Annotated in this window: 20 protein-coding genes; 16 read left to right on the top strand and 4 right to left on the bottom strand. The window is 46.6% G+C overall.

Going from position 1 to position 16,399, the window contains the following annotated elements; genetic code table 11:
- Genes JWV37_RS02980 through JWV37_RS02990 form a run of 3 tightly spaced genes read right to left on the bottom strand, consistent with a single transcriptional unit; the run spans position 1 to position 2,563 of the window.
- Complete coding sequence (locus JWV37_RS02980) at positions 1 to 711, bottom strand: response regulator (protein ID WP_205458175.1); 711 nt, start codon at positions 709 to 711, stop codon at positions 1 to 3.
- Between the two features lie 3 nt (positions 712 to 714).
- Positions 715 to 1,278: a thioredoxin family protein gene (locus JWV37_RS02985; RefSeq protein ID WP_205458176.1), complete on the bottom strand. Its 564-nt coding sequence runs from the start codon at positions 1,276 to 1,278 to the stop codon at positions 715 to 717.
- Positions 1,265 to 2,563, bottom strand: a complete 1,299-nt coding sequence (locus JWV37_RS02990) for a M20/M25/M40 family metallo-hydrolase (protein ID WP_369407643.1) — start codon at positions 2,561 to 2,563, stop codon at positions 1,265 to 1,267. The genes JWV37_RS02985 and JWV37_RS02990 overlap by 14 nt, the downstream gene beginning before the upstream one ends.
- A 49-nt stretch (positions 2,564 to 2,612) precedes the next feature.
- Here JWV37_RS02990 and JWV37_RS02995 point away from each other — a divergent pair, with 49 nt between their 5' ends.
- Genes JWV37_RS02995 through JWV37_RS03005 form a run of 3 tightly spaced genes read left to right on the top strand, consistent with a single transcriptional unit; the run spans position 2,613 to position 4,265 of the window.
- Positions 2,613 to 2,807, top strand: a complete 195-nt coding sequence (locus JWV37_RS02995) for a hypothetical protein (protein ID WP_205458177.1) — start codon at positions 2,613 to 2,615, stop codon at positions 2,805 to 2,807.
- The gene (gene cmoB, locus JWV37_RS03000; protein WP_205458178.1) at positions 2,804 to 3,703 is read left to right on the top strand and encodes a tRNA 5-methoxyuridine(34)/uridine 5-oxyacetic acid(34) synthase CmoB; all 900 of its coding nucleotides are present in this window, start codon (positions 2,804 to 2,806) and stop codon (positions 3,701 to 3,703) included. The genes JWV37_RS02995 and cmoB overlap by 4 nt, the downstream gene beginning before the upstream one ends.
- Positions 3,704 to 3,740: 37 nt before the next feature.
- Positions 3,741 to 4,265: a hotdog domain-containing protein gene (locus tag JWV37_RS03005; protein ID WP_205458179.1), complete on the top strand. Its 525-nt coding sequence runs from the start codon at positions 3,741 to 3,743 to the stop codon at positions 4,263 to 4,265.
- Here JWV37_RS03005 and JWV37_RS03010 read toward each other — a convergent pair.
- Complete coding sequence (locus JWV37_RS03010; RefSeq protein ID WP_205458180.1) at positions 4,262 to 4,855, bottom strand: MBL fold metallo-hydrolase; 594 nt, start codon at positions 4,853 to 4,855, stop codon at positions 4,262 to 4,264. The two genes, JWV37_RS03005 and JWV37_RS03010, sit on opposite strands and share 4 nt — an antisense overlap.
- A gap of 152 nt (positions 4,856 to 5,007) precedes the next feature.
- Here JWV37_RS03010 and JWV37_RS03015 point away from each other — a divergent pair, with 152 nt between their 5' ends.
- The 13 genes from JWV37_RS03015 to JWV37_RS03075 all read left to right on the top strand — a co-directional run bounded on the left by JWV37_RS03015 (position 5,008) and on the right by JWV37_RS03075 (position 16,382).
- Positions 5,008 to 5,811 (top strand): NAD+ synthase, encoded by an 804-nt coding sequence (locus JWV37_RS03015; protein WP_205458181.1) that lies wholly within the window; start codon positions 5,008 to 5,010, stop codon positions 5,809 to 5,811.
- A 12-nt stretch (positions 5,812 to 5,823) separates the two neighbouring features.
- Positions 5,824 to 6,957, top strand: a complete 1,134-nt coding sequence (locus JWV37_RS03020) for a DegT/DnrJ/EryC1/StrS family aminotransferase (RefSeq protein ID WP_205458182.1) — start codon at positions 5,824 to 5,826, stop codon at positions 6,955 to 6,957.
- The gene (locus tag JWV37_RS03025; protein WP_240331987.1) at positions 6,938 to 7,894 is read left to right on the top strand and encodes a tetraacyldisaccharide 4'-kinase; all 957 of its coding nucleotides are present in this window, start codon (positions 6,938 to 6,940) and stop codon (positions 7,892 to 7,894) included. Before JWV37_RS03020 ends, JWV37_RS03025 begins: the two co-directional genes overlap by 20 nt.
- A gap of 51 nt (positions 7,895 to 7,945) precedes the next feature.
- Positions 7,946 to 9,865: an HD domain-containing phosphohydrolase gene (locus tag JWV37_RS03030; protein ID WP_205458183.1), complete on the top strand. Its 1,920-nt coding sequence runs from the start codon at positions 7,946 to 7,948 to the stop codon at positions 9,863 to 9,865.
- 82 nt (positions 9,866 to 9,947) lie between these two features.
- Entirely contained in the window at positions 9,948 to 10,799 is an 852-nt protein-coding gene (gene argB, locus JWV37_RS03035) for an acetylglutamate kinase (RefSeq protein WP_205458184.1), read from the top strand.
- A complete protein-coding gene (cutA, locus tag JWV37_RS03040; protein ID WP_205458185.1) occupies positions 10,796 to 11,119 on the top strand; it encodes a divalent-cation tolerance protein CutA in 324 nt (107 codons plus the stop codon). Before argB ends, cutA begins: the two co-directional genes overlap by 4 nt.
- Positions 11,116 to 12,591 (top strand): threonine synthase, encoded by a 1,476-nt coding sequence (thrC, locus tag JWV37_RS03045; protein ID WP_205458186.1) that lies wholly within the window; start codon positions 11,116 to 11,118, stop codon positions 12,589 to 12,591. The genes cutA and thrC overlap by 4 nt, the downstream gene beginning before the upstream one ends.
- A gap of 3 nt (positions 12,592 to 12,594) precedes the next feature.
- The gene (kdsB, locus tag JWV37_RS03050; RefSeq protein ID WP_205458187.1) at positions 12,595 to 13,314 is read left to right on the top strand and encodes a 3-deoxy-manno-octulosonate cytidylyltransferase; all 720 of its coding nucleotides are present in this window, start codon (positions 12,595 to 12,597) and stop codon (positions 13,312 to 13,314) included.
- A gap of 35 nt (positions 13,315 to 13,349) precedes the next feature.
- The gene (locus tag JWV37_RS03055; protein WP_205458188.1) at positions 13,350 to 14,120 is read left to right on the top strand and encodes a transporter substrate-binding domain-containing protein; all 771 of its coding nucleotides are present in this window, start codon (positions 13,350 to 13,352) and stop codon (positions 14,118 to 14,120) included.
- Positions 14,121 to 14,159: 39 nt separating this feature from the next.
- The gene (locus JWV37_RS03060; RefSeq protein WP_240331988.1) at positions 14,160 to 14,921 is read left to right on the top strand and encodes an amino acid ABC transporter permease; all 762 of its coding nucleotides are present in this window, start codon (positions 14,160 to 14,162) and stop codon (positions 14,919 to 14,921) included.
- Positions 14,922 to 14,954: 33 nt separating this feature from the next.
- Positions 14,955 to 15,530 (top strand): flavin reductase family protein, encoded by a 576-nt coding sequence (locus JWV37_RS03065; RefSeq protein WP_205458189.1) that lies wholly within the window; start codon positions 14,955 to 14,957, stop codon positions 15,528 to 15,530.
- 1 nt (position 15,531) lies between these two features.
- The gene (locus JWV37_RS03070; RefSeq protein ID WP_205458190.1) at positions 15,532 to 16,023 is read left to right on the top strand and encodes a hypothetical protein; all 492 of its coding nucleotides are present in this window, start codon (positions 15,532 to 15,534) and stop codon (positions 16,021 to 16,023) included.
- Positions 16,020 to 16,382 carry a nitrous oxide-stimulated promoter family protein gene (locus JWV37_RS03075; protein WP_205458191.1) on the top strand — a complete coding sequence of 121 codons (363 nt, stop codon included), beginning with the start codon at positions 16,020 to 16,022 and terminating at the stop codon, positions 16,380 to 16,382. The genes JWV37_RS03070 and JWV37_RS03075 overlap by 4 nt, the downstream gene beginning before the upstream one ends.
- The last annotated feature ends 17 nt before the right edge of the window (positions 16,383 to 16,399 follow it).

Here is a 16,399-nt window from a genome sequence, read left to right on the forward strand (position 1 = left end):
CTATTTTGCCTTATGCATACGAATGCGATACCCCGTTGAGGTAACATTTTCGATAATATCTTCACCCAACTTCCCACGCACGCGCCGAATCAATGAGCGCAATGTGGCTGTATTAACAGGCTTCCCTTCCCACACAAGACGTTCAATGGTTTCATAGGTCATGGTTTTGTTCATGTTGTCTACTAACAATCCCACCAACAACCGTTCTTTTTTGGTAAGAACGACAGGGATGTCATTCTTATAAATTTGCCGTTCAAGCAAGTCGTACTGATGGCCTTTTGCCAACACAATACGGTTATTTTTACACACAACACGCGAAGCAGGAGAGAGTTCGTGTTTGCTTTTAAATAAGGCAATTTGGATGGAGCTGTTAAGCTGATGCTCATCCACCGGCTTAATGATGTATCCATAGGGCTTAGTTACTTGTGCTTTTTTAAGAGTTTGTTCGTCACTGTGCGCCGTTACGTAAACCACAGGGATGGCTAAAGTTTCTTGGATATAACGCACAATCTGCGTTCCATCTTCACCGTTTTCAAGCTTGATATCCATTAATACCGCATCAGGACGATGGGCCTCAATGCTCTTTAACGCATCTGCCGTATTGGTGCACACATCATCCACCACATACCCAAACTCCTCTAGGCACTGCTGCATGTCTAGTGCAATAATCACCTCGTCTTCAACAATGACAATATGTGGAGATTTTTTCATTGGTTACCCCGTAATAGTATCGGTCCATTTTATCGAACAGCCCATGGAGGGCATCTGTTCTTGCGGTGGCTGTTTACCACTAAAAAGCAACGTAATGGCGTCACGCAATTCCTCTTTTTTGACCTTGCTCGCGTCCTTCCAATAATCATCTACTCGACCATGATAAAACAACTTATCCTCGCCATCAAAGAGAAAAATATCGGGTGTGCACGTAGCACCCAAAGAGCGTGCAACTTTTTGACGATGATCAATAAGATAAGGAAAAGGAAGGTTAAATTCGGTAATTTTATCAAGCATGTGCGCAGGCGAATCCTCTGGGTAATTGGGGTGAATGTTAGGGTTAATCGCCACCACGCCCACATCTACTTTAGAAGCAAATTCTGCCACTTCTACTAACCGTTCCCAAAGGGCTTGATTGTACGGGCAATGGTTACAGACCACATAAATCAACAACCCCGTTTTCCCCATTAACTCTTTTGAGCCATAGGCTTTGCCATTAGGGTCTTCAAGGGCAAAATGCTGTAGCGGTGTTCCAAGCTCTACAAGAGCAGATTCAATCAGTGCCATAGGTTTTCCTTGTTACAATTCTTTCAACAATCTCGACCACACGGTGTACAGAAGCCACCAAACACCGCTCTTTTACTGTGTGAGGCGCCTCAATTTGCGGCCCAAGAGAACACACCTCAAGCGGTGCATCGTGCTTTGAAAGCAACACGCCACACTCTAATCCTGCATGAATTCCTGCAAACTCGGCTTTTCCCCAAACGGCCGCCGCTTCTTCTTTTACCAGTAAAGCAAATGGCCCAATGTGAGGGTTCCATGGAAGAGTTTCATCCTTAAATGCCACACTAAAACCCCCAAGCTCCAAAAGCGCCTTTGTCTCTTTCTTGAGTGCATCTAACCCTTCTGTGCTCATGGCACGCGCAAAAAACTCTACGCGCAAAGAGCCTTCAGAGAAAGAAAGGAGCGAAAGGTTAATGCTTTGACTTGGAATCGCCAAGGCTACATCCCAACCACGCACACCTTGCGAAAACGCACAAAGTGTTTTGAGTATTGTATCAGAATTCGCCACAACCTTTTCACACCGTTGCGCAAGTGCTTTACATGTAAAAAAAGGCTCTTTACATGTAAAGGGTTTTGGCATCATTACAACCGCGCGTGCTGCTGTGGGAATAGAGTTAATCCGCTCTCCGCCCTCTAGGTGCACAAGCGCGCATTCTTGTTCTGCTAAAGCGTGGACGAGCAGCACAATGGCGTTGGGGATATTTTCATGAATCTGAATCCCCGAATGCCCACCGCGCAAGCCCGAAACACAAATTTCATACAGTGCCCAACCCGCAGGGGCTTTGGTAAACTCAGGGGAGCATGTGCCGATGATGTCCACGCCTCCGGCACACCCCACAAACACTTTGCCCTCCTCTTCACTGTCAAGGTTAAGCAAACAAGGGCTTTGAATCTGCATTTCCAACCCATTTGCACCCAAAAGCCCCACTTCTTCGTTGTTTGTAAAGAGACATTCTAGGTGGTCTTGAGTGTGGAGCAAAGAGAGCATCATTGCCACACCCATGCCATTATCTGCTCCCAAAGAAGACCCTTTGGCGCACAAATACCCCGCTTCTTCTTGGAGTAAAATGCGAGGCGCACTGCCCATGCACACCATGTCATAATGGGCTTGCAAACATACCTTGGGCGAGCCTTTTTGCGCCAAAATATTGCCTGCTTTATCCACGCGCACGGAAGCACCACAGGCTTTTGCTTCTTGCACGAGATGAGCACGCATCGCTTCTGTGTCGAAACTGCAATGAGGGATGGCACACAAGGTGCTAAAATGCGCTAAAACGTCCGATGGCACACGGCTTCCTTTACGTAAACTTTAAAAACAATATGCTACTATTTCTTCCATGAAAAAGGCATTAATACTCATCCTCTTCGCCCTTACCTTCCAAGGGTGCTTATACCTCAACGACCGTGGTGTTTCCACACGTTATTATAACGACTGCAAAGAGTATTATGACTCAATGGGCGTGTACCGTAAAACGTGCGATGACAACCTTGTTGATTTTAGCGATCTCAACCCTAAAAAGCTTCGCCAATGACCCTCGACGCGCTTCGAAAAGAGCGCCAAGCATGGCTTACGTGGAAAAACATTGCGCCCTTGCGCGACTTGCTTGCTACCCTTCCAGACCCCGGTGGTAGCACCTTTACATGTAACGATATTTTCACCCTCAAAAACCCTACGTTTTGCCCGCAAACAAAAGAAGAGATTTCCCGTGTCGCGTGGGAATTACGCCCGTGGCGCAAAGGGCCCTTTAACCTTTTTGGCACCCTCATTGACACAGAATGGCAAAGCTTTATGAAATACAACTTGCTTGCCCCTCACCTCAACCTAGAGGGAAAAATCGTCGGAGACATTGGGTGTAACAACGGTTATTATCTGTTTCGCCTGTTGGAAAAAAACCCGAAATTGCTTGTGGGGTTTGATCCCTCGCCCTTATACAAAACCCAATTTGATTTCATCAACCATTTTGCCCAAACCCAGATCGTCTACGAGCTCCTTGGCATCGAGCATTTACCTTTGTATGAACACCGTTTTGACACCTTGTTGTGTTTGGGTGTTTTGTACCACCGCAGCGACCCCGTGGGTGCGCTCAAAGCCTTAGCAAAAGGACTTACCAAAGAGGGTGAGCTTTTTTTAGATACCTTTATGATAGACGGGGATGAACCTGTGGCGCTGTGTCCTGGCAAATCCTATTCAAAAATCCCCAACATTTACCACATTCCCACCATCAAAGCCTTGGAAAATTGGGGCGAAAAAGCGGGTTTTGGAAGCATGGAAGTCTTAGACATCGTCCCCACAAACAGTAACGAACAGCGCAAAACGGAGTGGATTTTGGGTGAAAGTTTGGAAAACTTTCTTGACCCCAATGACGCCACTAAAACCATCGAGGGCTACCCTGCCCCCAAACGGCTGTATGTAAAATTTTTACGCTAAATGCCGATAATGTCGCACAAATCAACAAGGAGAATCCATGGCTGAAGCCAATGATAATATCGTTCAAACCCCTGAAGTGGAAGAAGATTTTAGTGAAAGCTTTGCCGAGGACGATACCGTTGCGCTTCACGTCAATAATGCCTTTTCTGATGAGCTTAACACCCATCAGCGGATTAAAAACATTTTGTGTGGGACCATTATGTCTCTTGATAAAGGCTACGCGCGCGTCAACCTTCTGACCACCAACGAGATGATTGTGGATGAACTTGGGCTTATTCACAGCGGATTTGTTTTTTCTGCAGCAGATTATGCTGCAGTGGCTGCAGTGAATGAGGAAAACATTGTCGTCATCGGCGCAAAAACAAGTTTTTTAGCCCCTGCCAAAGTGGGGGATTTACTAGAATTTGAAGCCAAAGCCAAATTTGAAGACTCTAGAAAGCGTGAAATCACCGTCACTGGAAAGATTAATGACATCAAAATCTTCGAGGGCATCTTTCACGCCGTTGTCCTAGAAAAACATATCTTCAAAACCAAAATCAAAAACGCACGACGCGACTACTAAAGTGCCATGACCCATTGGGGTAAGGTGTATTGTTCCCGCGTCACAGTGGAGGCTTCTCCGTGCCCTGGGTACAAGGGCATATCTGTTTGAAATTTTAAAAATTTTACAATGCTTTTTTTCATGGCTTCGGGAGAGCTAAAAGGAAAATCCACTCGCCCAATGGAGCCCGCGAACACAAAATCACCCGTAAAGAGCATCCCTTCAACTTCAATGGCGCTACACCCAGGCGTGTGGCCTGGAAAATGCCAATACTGCACCTTCATCCCGCCAATCTCAAAAACCGCGTCCCCCTCCACTAGCACATCGGGCACACTGGGCGTAATCCCTAGACCAAAAGGGTCATCTTGTAACATAAACGCATCTTCTTTAGGGCAATACAATGGCACATTTAACTCCGTTTGCAAAGCGTGGTTTGACCACACGTGATCAAAATGGCCATGGGTATTTAAAATAGCCAAAGGGTTTGATACATTTTCTTTCACCCATGAAATCGCCCCCATACCTGGGTCAATAATCAACTCGCCTTGCGGGCTTGCAACAATATAACAGTTGGTTTGATACGACCCCATCGGTTGACATAAAAGTTGCACATTGTCTCCTTATTTATAGCGACACTAAGGTGCATTTTACTCCATTTTGGCAAAAACTTAAGTAAAACCATTACATGTAAAAGCCCAACTCAAGAATATTTTTAGTATACTCTCTCCTTTGAGACATCTTAACCCAAAAAGACGAAACCCACGTGAAAAAATTTGAGCGTATCACTACTTTCTTGATGCATTTTCTCACCGAAGAAGTCACCAAAATTGGCCTTAGACGGGTCGTACTTGGCCTTAGTGGCGGTGTCGATTCTGCCGTGGTTGCCCTCTTGGCTAAACGTGCTTTTGGCGACAATATGCTCTGCGTGATGATGCCAGATACCCACTCCAGTCCCCAAAGCTTAGAAGACGCCAAAACCTTGTGCGCGGCCTTTGATTTGCCCTATGAAATCCACCCTATCGGCCCACTCACCCAAGCATACAATCAAGGCAAATCTCTCTCCCCTTTGCGCCAAGGCAATTTTGCCGCCAGAATGCGCATGGCGGTGTTGTATGATATTTCGGCGCGCGAACAAGCCCTTGTTCTTGGCACGAGCAACAAAAGCGAGCTTCTTTTGGGCTATGGCACCTTGCACGGCGACCTTGCAAGCGCCCTTAACCCCATCGGGGATTTATATAAAACAGAGATTTTTGAATATGGGGCATATTTGGGTGTCATCCCTGCTATTCTCTCCAAACCCCCCTCAGCCGACCTATGGGAAGGCCAAAGTGATGAGGAAGAGTTGGGGTACACCTACGCCCGCATCGACGCTTTTTTTCGCGCTTATGTGGATGAACGCGCCACCGAAGAAGAGTTGCTAGCGCGGGGATTTGAAGCACCGCTCATTGAGATGCTACTGCACCGCATTTATGCCAACCATTTTAAACGTCGCCAAGCCATTGTTGCAAAACTTAGCGAGCGTACCATTGGTCACGATTTTTTATACCCTAGAGACATTAAACACTAAAAAGGAGAACAGGTGAGAGAAATTCCATTTTACAAACCCTCTATCGATGCCAAAGAAAAAACATTGGTCAATGAGATTCTTGAGCTCAAAGAGCCTGTGATGGTAGAGACGCTTGAAAAAAACATGCGACAATTCATTGGTGCCCCTCATGCCATCTCAACCTACAACGGCACCGCGGCAATGCACCTTGCCATGTGTGCGATGGATTTAAAACGTGGCGATAAAATCATCTGTTCTGTCAACTCCTTTCCTTCTGTAGCTGAAGTAGTGCGCCATTTTGATGCGGAGCCTATTTTTGTAGATATCAACAAAGACGACTACATGATTGACCCCAATGCCCTTGAAGCAGCCCTAGAAAAACATAACCACAAAAAACTCAAAGGGGTTTTTGTCTCTCACGTGGGCGGCCAAAGTGCAGACATGGGACGCATTTACGACTTGGCAGACCGCTACAATGTTTCTATTATTGATGATGCTAGCCAAGCCCTTGGCGCCAAGTATGAGGGTAAAAGAATTGGCTCTTTTGGCTCAACCATTTCATGCTTTCGTTTCAGTCCCCAAATGCGCCACCCTCTTGCCAGTGGCGGGATAATGGTAACCTCTGACGAAGAGCTTGCCAAGCGGGCTATGTTATTGCGCAATCATGCCATCGTTAACGATGGTTGGGATGCTTATGGCAACTTAGGTTATGTGTATGATGTGGTAGACATTGGTGTTAAATATGACATGAATGAATTGAGTGCTGCTTATGCCATTGGTCAGCTTTCTAAAACCGAGGCTTTCATCAAACGCCGTCAGAGCATTGCAGCCATGTATGATGCCGCACTCAAAGACTGCCCACACATCACCACCCCAGTAAAAAAACGCGATCATGTCTACACGCAATACATCATCAAAATAGACAAAAACCGTGACAGTTTCGCGCGCGAACTCAAAGAGCGTGGTATTTTTACTGCCCTACACTTCATTCCCCTACACTTGCTTACTTACTATAAGCAAAAATACGCCTTGCGTGTCAATGATTTTCCCAATGCACTTCAAAACTATCAGCAAATTCTCTCATTACCTATTTATGCGGCATTGAGTGACGAAGAGGTGCACTACATTTGCAAACAAGTTAAAGAAGTTGCTAGCACGCGGGTTTAGCCGGTACCTTTACACAAAGCTTGAGCGCTACATGTATCGTCCAGGCTTTGGAGGCTACCTTTTAGCAGGGCTACTTTTGCCTTTTTCTCTTCTTTATACTCTGGCTGCTGTCCTTAAGCGGGCTTTTTCCACACCAAAAGAAATGGGTATCCCTATCATTAGTATCGGAAATTTAACACTAGGTGGCAGTGGCAAAACCCCCTTAACCATTGCCCTTGCCTCCCCTGTAAAACACAGCGCTATTGTTTTACGTGGCTACAAACGCCACTCCAAAGGCATGCGCATTGTAAGCCACTGGGGAAAGATTACATGTAACGTTCAAGAAAGTGGCGACGAAGCCATGCTGTACGCCAAGATGCTCCCAAATGCCCTTGTTATAGTCAGTGAAGATCGCATTAGAGGAATTTTAAAAGCCAAAGAACTGGGCGCTAAAGCAGTCTTCTTGGATGATGGATTCGGAAAAGCAAGCATAAAAAAATTTGACATCCTTATTCGCCCCACGCCTCCTCCGCCTCTTCCTTTTTGTCTTCCCTCTGGCCCCTACAGGGAGCCCTTTTGGGCCTACCGATATGCTGATATTGTCATAGAAGAAGGGAAGGATTTTGTGCGAAAAGTCCATGTGGAAAACCCAACCTCCGCCATGGTGCTTGTCACAGCTATTGCTAACCCCGAACGCCTCAATCCTTTTTTACCTACAAACTTGGTAGCTTCCTATACATTTCCTGATCACTACATGTATACAAAAAAAGAGTTGAGCATCCTACTAGAGCGTCACCAAGCCACCTCTTTGCTTGTAACCCACAAAGACGCCGTTAAACTTGAAGGACTCGACCTTCCTCTCTCCTTATTAGAACTCACCCTTAGCGTCTCTCCTTCTTTACACAACAGCATCACAACCTATCTCCACCAATACAGCGCCCAAACCGCCAAAAATTAGCTATACTGTCACAATTGTAATAATTACATACTTAAAAACCAAAGAGAAATTATGCCTAGACCGCCCATTATTCTTTCTTTTTTTGCATTACTTGTTTTGTACCCAGCCACCTCTTTTTTACTTCTTGACCTTGGACTTTTAGAACACACTACGAACATTTTTCCCATTTGGCCTCCAGTAGGATTGGCACTTGTTTTTCTAATACTTACCAAGGAACTTCGAGGCTCCGTGCCGTTTCTTTTTGCGGTCATAGGCCTGACAAACGCTCTGGTACTCTCTAATTCTCCACTTCTCTCGCTGGGCATTGCGCTAGGAAGCACACTAGGTCCAGTGATGAGCTACCGATTACTAAAGCCCATCTTATTTGAACCTATTTTTAGCCGCATTAACCTCACGACCGGCTATCTCACAGCACTCATGATGGGTGCCACCCTCTCAGCCCTTAATGGTAATTTGTGGCTTTTGGCGACAGGGCAGATGGATTTTCCCTTTTTTCCCACAGGATTTATAGGCTGGCTAGTAGGAGACTTTATAGGAATGCTACTTTTAAGTTCGATTTATATTTTCGCAACCACACCAGTTCGATTTTCTCAAAAATCTATGTTTCTAGACCTTACTTTTCTAGGAAATACTTTTCTTGTCTTTATGCTTTCTTACTATCTTTTAACCACAACACTGCTCTCCCATGTGGAATTCTTTATTCTTATCCCTTTGCTGATTGTGCTTATTCTTCACCGTGAACGGGCTATTTTTATCAATGGCATCGTCTTGTTTGCAGTGGGTGTTTATGTTATTTTGTGCCCCTTTGGCACATGCTCTACCGACAACTCCCTCTCTTTTAATGTACTCCATCTCCAAACCTTTGTCTTTTTTGTCTACGCAGCAGGCTACATCTTGTGCGCTGCTTTAAACCAAGGAGAAGCACTCCTAAAAGAACAAGAGCAAATCAACGAAGAGACGCTCATTACCTTTGCCCAATTTATCGAAGAAAAAGATGCCTACACTGCTGGCCACTCAGGACGCGTTGCAGAATATTCAAAAGCCATAGCAAAACACATGGGTCTTTCTAAAAAAGACCAGGATTTGGTCTACAAAGCAGGGCTTGTGCATGACATTGGCAAAATCATTACCCCAGAAAGCGTTTTACTTAAACCTGGAAATTTAAGCCAAGCCGAGTTCGAGCTCATGAAACAACACGCTAGCGTGGGGGCTCAAATGATTGGAAAAATTCAAAGCTTTAGACCCCTTGCCACCATCGTGCGGCACCACCACGAGTGGTTTGATGGCTCAGGGTATCCTGATGGACTAAAAGGCAAAGAAATTCCTCTGTTTTCACGCATTATGATTATCGCTGATGCCTTTGATGCAATGACAACCAACCGCATTTACAAAGCGAAAAAAACCATTCCCGAGGCAGTTGAAGAGATAAAAGCCATGCAAGGAACGCAATTTGACCCCGTAGTTGCTACTTATGCTGCTGAGGTTTTTTCAGAGTTGACTGAGATTCACGCTTACGAACAAAATGTCATTGATTTTTCTAGTGGTGCTGAAGCAGAGCGGTTTGCCTACTTTTTTAAAGATTCTCTTACGGGGCTCTACAATGGCATTTACTTTGATATTCTTATGCACCACAAAGCCCAAGAAGCACGTTACCGCTGTTTGAATCTTGTGTTCATCAAAGGCATGAACGACTATAATCATCGCTTTGGCTGGGCCAAAGGTGACGCCTTGTTGCGTGCCTTTGCTACTTTTTTAAAACAAACGCTTCCCGATGCGTTACTTTTTAGGGTATACGGGGACGATTTTATCATCTTACTTCCTGAGTGTCTCGAACTTTCAGCCCAAACATTCGATGGCTTTGAGCCCCTTAAGCAGGGTAATATTGATTTATCAGTGCGGTATATCGACCTCAAGAAAAAACACATCACCAGTGCTCATGAGCTAGAAAAAGCGCTTTCTAGGGGTATTTAAATCCTTTACATGTAAGGACAATTAGTCTTTTTTTAGTCTTTTTTTGCTAAAATAGGCTCTTTTTCACCCCAAGGAGTCGCCCTTGCAACGCAAAATTCAGACGGCCAAAACCATCATCACGGCTTTGCCCTACATCAAAAAATTTACCAAAAAAACCATTGTGATTAAGTACGGTGGAGCAGCCCAAATCAACCCCGACCTCAAAGAAAAATTTGCCCAAGATTTAGTCCTTCTTTACCTTGTGGGCATTCGTCCCGTAGTGGTACACGGTGGCGGAAAACGCATTAATGAACTGCTAGACAAATTACAGCTTGGCACGGAATTTGTAGATGGCATGCGCGTGACAGACGAAAAAGTAATGGAAGTGGTAGAGATGGTCCTTAGCGGTAGCATCAACAAAGAGATCACCACCCTTTTGAACCACCATGGGGCTAAAGCCATTGGCATCAGCGGAAAAGACGCCAATTTCCTCAAAGCCACACCGCTAGAAAATGGAAAATACGGCCTCGTGGGTGAAATTACCGACGTTGACCACACTGTTCTTGAAAACCTCATGAACGAAAAATTCATCCCTGTGATTGCACCTATTGGCTCAGGAGGCACCACGGAACATCCAGGCTACAACATCAACGCCGACTTGGCCGCCAGTAAAATTGCTGTGAGTCTTAAAGCTGAGAAAGTGCTTTTTTTAACAGACACCCCTGGCATCCTTGACAAAGAAGGCCACCTTCTCTCCTCGCTAACAGCAGAAGAGGTAGAAGCCTTAAAAGCCGATGGCACCCTTTATGGCGGCATGCTCCCCAAGGTGAGTGCATGCATGGAAGCGGTAAGTGGTGGCGTCAAGCATGCCCACATCATCGATGGTCGCGTGGAACATTCCATCTTGCTTGAACTCTTCACCGATGAGGGCGTGGGAACGGTATTTAGCCAATGAGTGCGCTGCTTGTCCTTTCCACGGTTCCCAATGAAGAAACAGCAAAAATCATTGCTCATAACTTAATAGGCCAAAACCTTGCTGCGTGTATTAGTTTTCAAAAGGGCCTTACTTCGGTTTTTATGTGGGAAGGCAAAATTCAAGAAGAGAACGAGGTATTATTGCTCATCAAAACCAAACAAGCACTTTTTGAAACACTCAAAACAACCCTATATGCTTTGCATCCTTATGACGTGCCCGAAATTATTGCGTTTGATATTTCTCATGGGCACACCCCCTACCTACAATGGATTGATTCAGTGACAAAGGAAACCGTATGAAACTTATTGAAACCCGTGGAAACGATGGCTTTAAGCCTGTTCATGTTGATTTTTCTCAGGCAATTCTCTCTCCAAGTGCGAGCTTTGGAGGCTTGTATGCACCTGAACACTTTCCCTTGCTTGATGCAGCTTTTTTTACCAAAGCCGTAACCCTTTCTTACCAAGAGCTGACCTTAGATATTTTAGAGCGCTTTGGGGTTGACCTTCCCAAAGAGGTGCTTAGCGAAGCCGTTGGACTTTATGGCCACTTTGATGACCCTTCTAACCCTGCTCCACTTGCCAAGCTAGATGAGACGTTTTTTGTAAGCGAACTTTACCACGGCCCAACGCGTGCCTTTAAAGACATGGCGTTGCAACCTTTTGGCCACTTGCTCTCTCATCTTGCCAAAGCGCGCAATGAACGCTATCTCATCCTAGCCGCCACCAGTGGTGACACAGGCCCAGCGACCTTAGATACCTTTAGCGACAAACCCAATATTCAAGTCGTATGCCTTTATCCAGAAGGGGGAACCAGCGATGTTCAGCGCCTTCAAATGGTTACTGCGGGTGGCAAAAACCTCAAAGTATTAGGCATTAAAGGCAACTTCGATGACGCGCAACGCGCGCTAAAAAGCTTGCTTGGCTCTGCAGAATTTATCGCGCAACTTCAAGCAAAAAACATCAAACTTAGCGCGGCCAATTCTGTCAACTTTGGACGCATTATTTTTCAAATCATTTACCACATTTTTGGCTACGTGCAACTTCTAAAAAGTGGGCATATAAAAGCGGGGGAATCCATCTACCTCACCATCCCTAGTGGAAATTTTGGCAACGCTTTAGGAGCCTATTATGCTAAAAAAATGGGCTTGCCTGTAGAGAAAATCCTTATTACTTCTAACATCAACAACATCCTCACCGACCTCATCACTACGGGTGTGTATGACGTGAGAGAACGCACTTTATTCCAAACCACCTCGCCAGCTATGGACATCCTTGTCTCCTCCAACGTGGAGCGGCTGTTGTTTGACCTTTTTGGCCCTGCGCGCACCCGCGAGCTGATGGAAGCCTTACAAAACCAAAAATGCTATCGCCTTAGCCCAGAGGAACTCACCCTCTTGCAAAGCCATTTTGAGGCGACATTTTGCGATGATGCTTTTGCCAAAGAAACCCTGCGTGAGGTTGCCCTTAAAGGCTACGTGCTTGACCCACACACCGCCACATGCCTCAAAGTGCGCACACTAAACCTTAAACCCCTTAAAAACATTCTTTGCTCGACCGCCGAGTGGACGAAATTTGCCCCTACACTTTTTAGCGCCCTGCAACAAAGCCCACGTACCCATCCAGACAAAGTGGCCTTAGAAGGGGTTTCTAACGCTTTACATGTAAAGATTCCCTCCTCCATTGGCGCCTTATTTCAAGCACCCATTATGCACCCTGAGGTCGTCACCCAAGAAGCTATCCAAGGGACGATTTTGGATTTTTTAGAGGAATAAGCCATGATTATCATCCCTGCACGGCTTGCTTCTACACGTTTTCCTGAAAAAATCCTCGCCCCCATTCATGGCGTGCCTATGGTTATTGCTACCGCAAAACGGGTGCAAAGCGTTGACCGCGTTGCCATTGCCGCTGATGACCCACAGGTGGTAAACCTTGCTAAGAGTTACGGTTTTGAGGCGGTGCTCACCGCCTCGTCCCACCAAAGCGGCACCGACCGCATCAACGAAGCAGCCACCCTGCTAGGATTAAATGAAGAAGAAGTGGTTATAAACGTGCAGGGAGATGAGCCTTTTATTGAGCCAGAAATTATCGCACTTTTACAAAAAAGAGTTCACGCCATAGCCCATCTTCCGTGGGCCATGGCAAGCTGTCACAAGGCTATCACCGCCCAAGAAGCCGCCGACCCAAATCTGGTAAAAGTTGTGCTAAGTCACGTCAACGAGGCCCTTTATTTCTCCCGCTCTCCCATCCCCTATGACCGCGACAAAGCAGGCGCGCCCTACTGGGGACACCTAGGGCTTTATGGTTTCACGCGTGCCACATTGCGTGCTTTTTGCGCGTTGCCGCCCGCGCCACTTGAACACATCGAAAAACTCGAACAACTCCGCGCCCTCTACCACGGACGCACCATTGCTATGGTAGAGGTTGTCTCGCAAAGTTTTGGTATCGATACCCCAAAAGACTTAGAGAAGGCATTAAAGCTATTTCCCAGTAAGTAGCGGTATACTACTTTCATCTTTTTTAAGGAGACACCATGAAGCAACTTTTGATTGCACTGCTCACCACGGCCTCTTTTCTTTTTGCTGCGCCACCTCTTAAAGTGGGCATGGAGCTAGCCTACCCGCCCTTTGAAATGAGCCAGACTGATGGCACACCTAGTGGCGTGAGCGTGGATTTCGCCAAAGCTTTAGCCAAAGAACTTGGACGGGAGCTGGTCATCGAAAACATCGCGTGGGATGGGCTGATTCCCTCACTGCGTACGGGTAAAGTAGACCTCATCATCTCCTCCATGACCATCACCGAAGAGCGTAAAAAAAGCATCGCTTTTTCTGTTCCTTACGCCCAATCTAACCTTGCCATCCTCACCCACCCCAAAGCGGGCGTGCAAGGCATTGAAGACTTGAACCAAAAAGGCAAGCGTGTGGCGGTCAAAAAAGGCACCACAGGGCATATTTACGCTGCTGCAAACCTTCCTAGCGCGCAACTCTTGGTCTTTGACCGTGAAAATGCCGCCATACTGGAAGTCATCCAACAAAAAGCCGATGGGTTTTTGTACGACCAACTCACCATTTACCGCAACTGGGATCGCCACCAAGAAGCAACCGTTGCCCTCTTGAAACCCTTTCAAGAAACCCCCGAATACTGGGGCGTTGCCTTGCGCCAAAGTGACACTGAGCTCAAAGCCCAAGTAGATACATTCATTACCAAAGCCAAGAAAGATGGCACCTTTGATGCCTTTTCACGTACGCATCTTTCCAAAGCCCGCGAAACCTTTGACGGCCTTGGCATTCCTTTTTTCTTTTAGGGGTTAGTTATCAGGTTTAAACGCTTTTTCATCGACCCTTTGGAGTACAAAGAAACCTCCATACTTCCGCGCCCCGCCTACTGGCTTAACGCCTTTTTGCTGGTGCTTGGCGTGGGGGCGTTGGGGGCGTTTATGTTTCAAAACTCCCTTTACACCTTTGAATGGTCAGGCGTTTGGGGCTACCGCCAAAAGTTTATTGATGGCTTTATCATGACCATCATCATCTCCCTAAACGCTCTTGTGTTAAGCATTTTTTTGGGGATTTTCTTCGCCTACGGGCAGGGTTCGAAAATCATTCTCTTGCGTTTTTTTAGTCGCTTTTACGTCGAGCTCATCCGAGGCACACCCCTTTTAGTACAAATTCTTATCTTTTTTTACGTCTTTGCCAACAACCTTGGCTTTGACAATCGCTACATCGTAGGCACCGTCATCCTTGCGCTTTTTGCAGGAGCGTATGTCACTGAAATCATCCGTGCAGGGCTTCAAAGTGTCGGAGTTGAGCAATACGAAAGTGCCAAAAGCCTTGGATTTTCACCTTTTCAAACCTACCGCTACATTCTCTTTCCCCAAGCCCTAAAACGCATCTTGCCCCCGCTCACAGGGCAGTTTGCTTCCATCATCAAAGATTCTTCCTTACTCTCCATCATCTCCATCAGCGAATTCACCATGAACGCCCAAGAAGTCAACGCCTACACTTACTCCACCCTAGAGAGCTACATTCCCTTAGCCATCGGATACTTAGCACTCACCTACCCCATTTCTCTTTTTGCTTCGCGTCTTGAAAAACGTTTAAAGGATTGATACACTTGCATATTTACATGTAAAGGAACTTCCATGCAACTTGATTTTTCGACCCTTTCGGCCAATGATATTTACAAACTCGTCAGCTACTCCATTTTTCCTCGCCCCATTGCGTGGATTGTGACCGAGGATGAAGGTGTTGTAAACCTTGCTCCCTTTAGCTACTTTGCACCCATGACGTCTAAACCTCCTGTGGCGGTGGTTTCCATCGGACAAAAGGAAGACGGCTCGCCTAAAGACACCCTTGCCAACTTGCTTAAGACCAAAAAAGCGACGATTTGCATCGCCAACAAAACCCACGCAGATTTTATGAGCAAAAGCGCCCAGCCCTTACCAAAGTCTGTGAGCGAATGTGCCCATTTTTCTATTCCTACGGAACGCATTAGAGAAGATTTTCCGCCCATCGTTCAAGGGATTCAGGCCGCATTTTTTGTCACCCTTCGCGAAACTTACCCCATCCAGGGCAGCGTCACGACACCGGTGTTTGTCAATCTTGAAGGGGCCTATTATGAAGATGGGATAATTGATGCGGGATTACATGTAACCGTGGAAGCTCTTGGTCGCATGGGCAAATACTACCTCATCGACCCCACGTACCAAGAAGCTTGAGGTGTATCAATCCCTTTTGGGGATTTTTCTGGCACTCTTCCTTTTAAGCGGGTGTCACCACGCCCCTTCACTTCCTGAGGCTTCTTTGGAAAAAACATTGCAAGCCATCCCTAGGGTCAAAGAAGACGAAGCGGCGCGCCTAGCCCACGAAGCACACACCTACACCCATACACTCAAAGCCCGCTATGGCGCCACCGCCTCCCCAAGGCTTCATAACCTTTGGGTGAACCTTGGCTTCAAGGAGCGGGGGTTGTGTTGGCATTACGCCCACGACCTTTTTGCCCATGTCCGCAGTTTGGAGCTTGAGAGTGTTGAGAGCGTGATCGTGGTGGCAAATCTGGGCTCCTACTGGGAAGAACACAGTGCTGTGGTGGTGACATGCAAAGGATGTGACATTGCCCAAGGGGTAGTCCTTGATGCGTGGCGAAACCCCGAGGGAATCTTTTACGCGCCCGTATCTGGCGACTCACAATATACATGGGAGAGACGATGAAAGAGGAAAAATTTGCCACCGACGCGGCAACGGTGCTGAAGTTTATCGCACTGTATTGCGAGGACAAACACCACGACGCGCCCAAAACCCACCACGTCTGGCCTTTAACATACCGCGAAAAACCCCTAGGCGAGGTAGAAGCGTCCTTGTGTGTATCCTGTAAAGAAACCCTTGAGTACTCCCTTGCCCGCCTACAAGCCTGTCCCCACGAAGAAAAGCCCAGTTGCCGCAAATGCCCCGCACCCTGCTACGACAAACCGCACTGGAAGCTTTTGGCGCGCATCATGCGGCACAGCGGCATGAAACTGGGGCTTTTAAAAATCAAAAAACTTTTTACGAGAGCTTCCACAAAGCCCTAAACACGTTTTACAAAAAG

It is taken from the genome of Sulfurospirillum tamanense, assembly GCF_016937535.1.
GTDB lineage: Bacteria > Campylobacterota > Campylobacteria > Campylobacterales > Campylobacteraceae > Sulfurospirillum_B > Sulfurospirillum_B tamanense.

Excerpts from the sequence above, each read along its gene's own strand:
- JWV37_RS02980 (WP_205458175.1), bottom strand. The coding sequence starts at position 711 with ATGAAAAAATCTCCACATATTGTCATTGTTGAAGACGAGGTGATTATT.
- JWV37_RS02985 (WP_205458176.1), bottom strand. The coding sequence starts at position 1,278 with ATGGCACTGATTGAATCTGCTCTTGTAGAGCTTGGAACACCGCTACAG.
- JWV37_RS02995 (WP_205458177.1), top strand. The coding sequence starts at position 2,613 with ATGAAAAAGGCATTAATACTCATCCTCTTCGCCCTTACCTTCCAAGGG.
- cmoB (WP_205458178.1), top strand. The coding sequence starts at position 2,804 with ATGACCCTCGACGCGCTTCGAAAAGAGCGCCAAGCATGGCTTACGTGG.
- JWV37_RS03005 (WP_205458179.1), top strand. The coding sequence starts at position 3,741 with ATGGCTGAAGCCAATGATAATATCGTTCAAACCCCTGAAGTGGAAGAA.
- JWV37_RS03030 (WP_205458183.1), top strand. The coding sequence starts at position 7,946 with ATGCCTAGACCGCCCATTATTCTTTCTTTTTTTGCATTACTTGTTTTG.
- cutA (WP_205458185.1), top strand. The coding sequence starts at position 10,796 with ATGAGTGCGCTGCTTGTCCTTTCCACGGTTCCCAATGAAGAAACAGCA.
- thrC (WP_205458186.1), top strand. The coding sequence starts at position 11,116 with ATGAAACTTATTGAAACCCGTGGAAACGATGGCTTTAAGCCTGTTCAT.
- kdsB (WP_205458187.1), top strand. The coding sequence starts at position 12,595 with ATGATTATCATCCCTGCACGGCTTGCTTCTACACGTTTTCCTGAAAAA.
- JWV37_RS03055 (WP_205458188.1), top strand. The coding sequence starts at position 13,350 with ATGAAGCAACTTTTGATTGCACTGCTCACCACGGCCTCTTTTCTTTTT.
- JWV37_RS03065 (WP_205458189.1), top strand. The coding sequence starts at position 14,955 with ATGCAACTTGATTTTTCGACCCTTTCGGCCAATGATATTTACAAACTC.
- JWV37_RS03075 (WP_205458191.1), top strand. The coding sequence starts at position 16,020 with ATGAAAGAGGAAAAATTTGCCACCGACGCGGCAACGGTGCTGAAGTTT.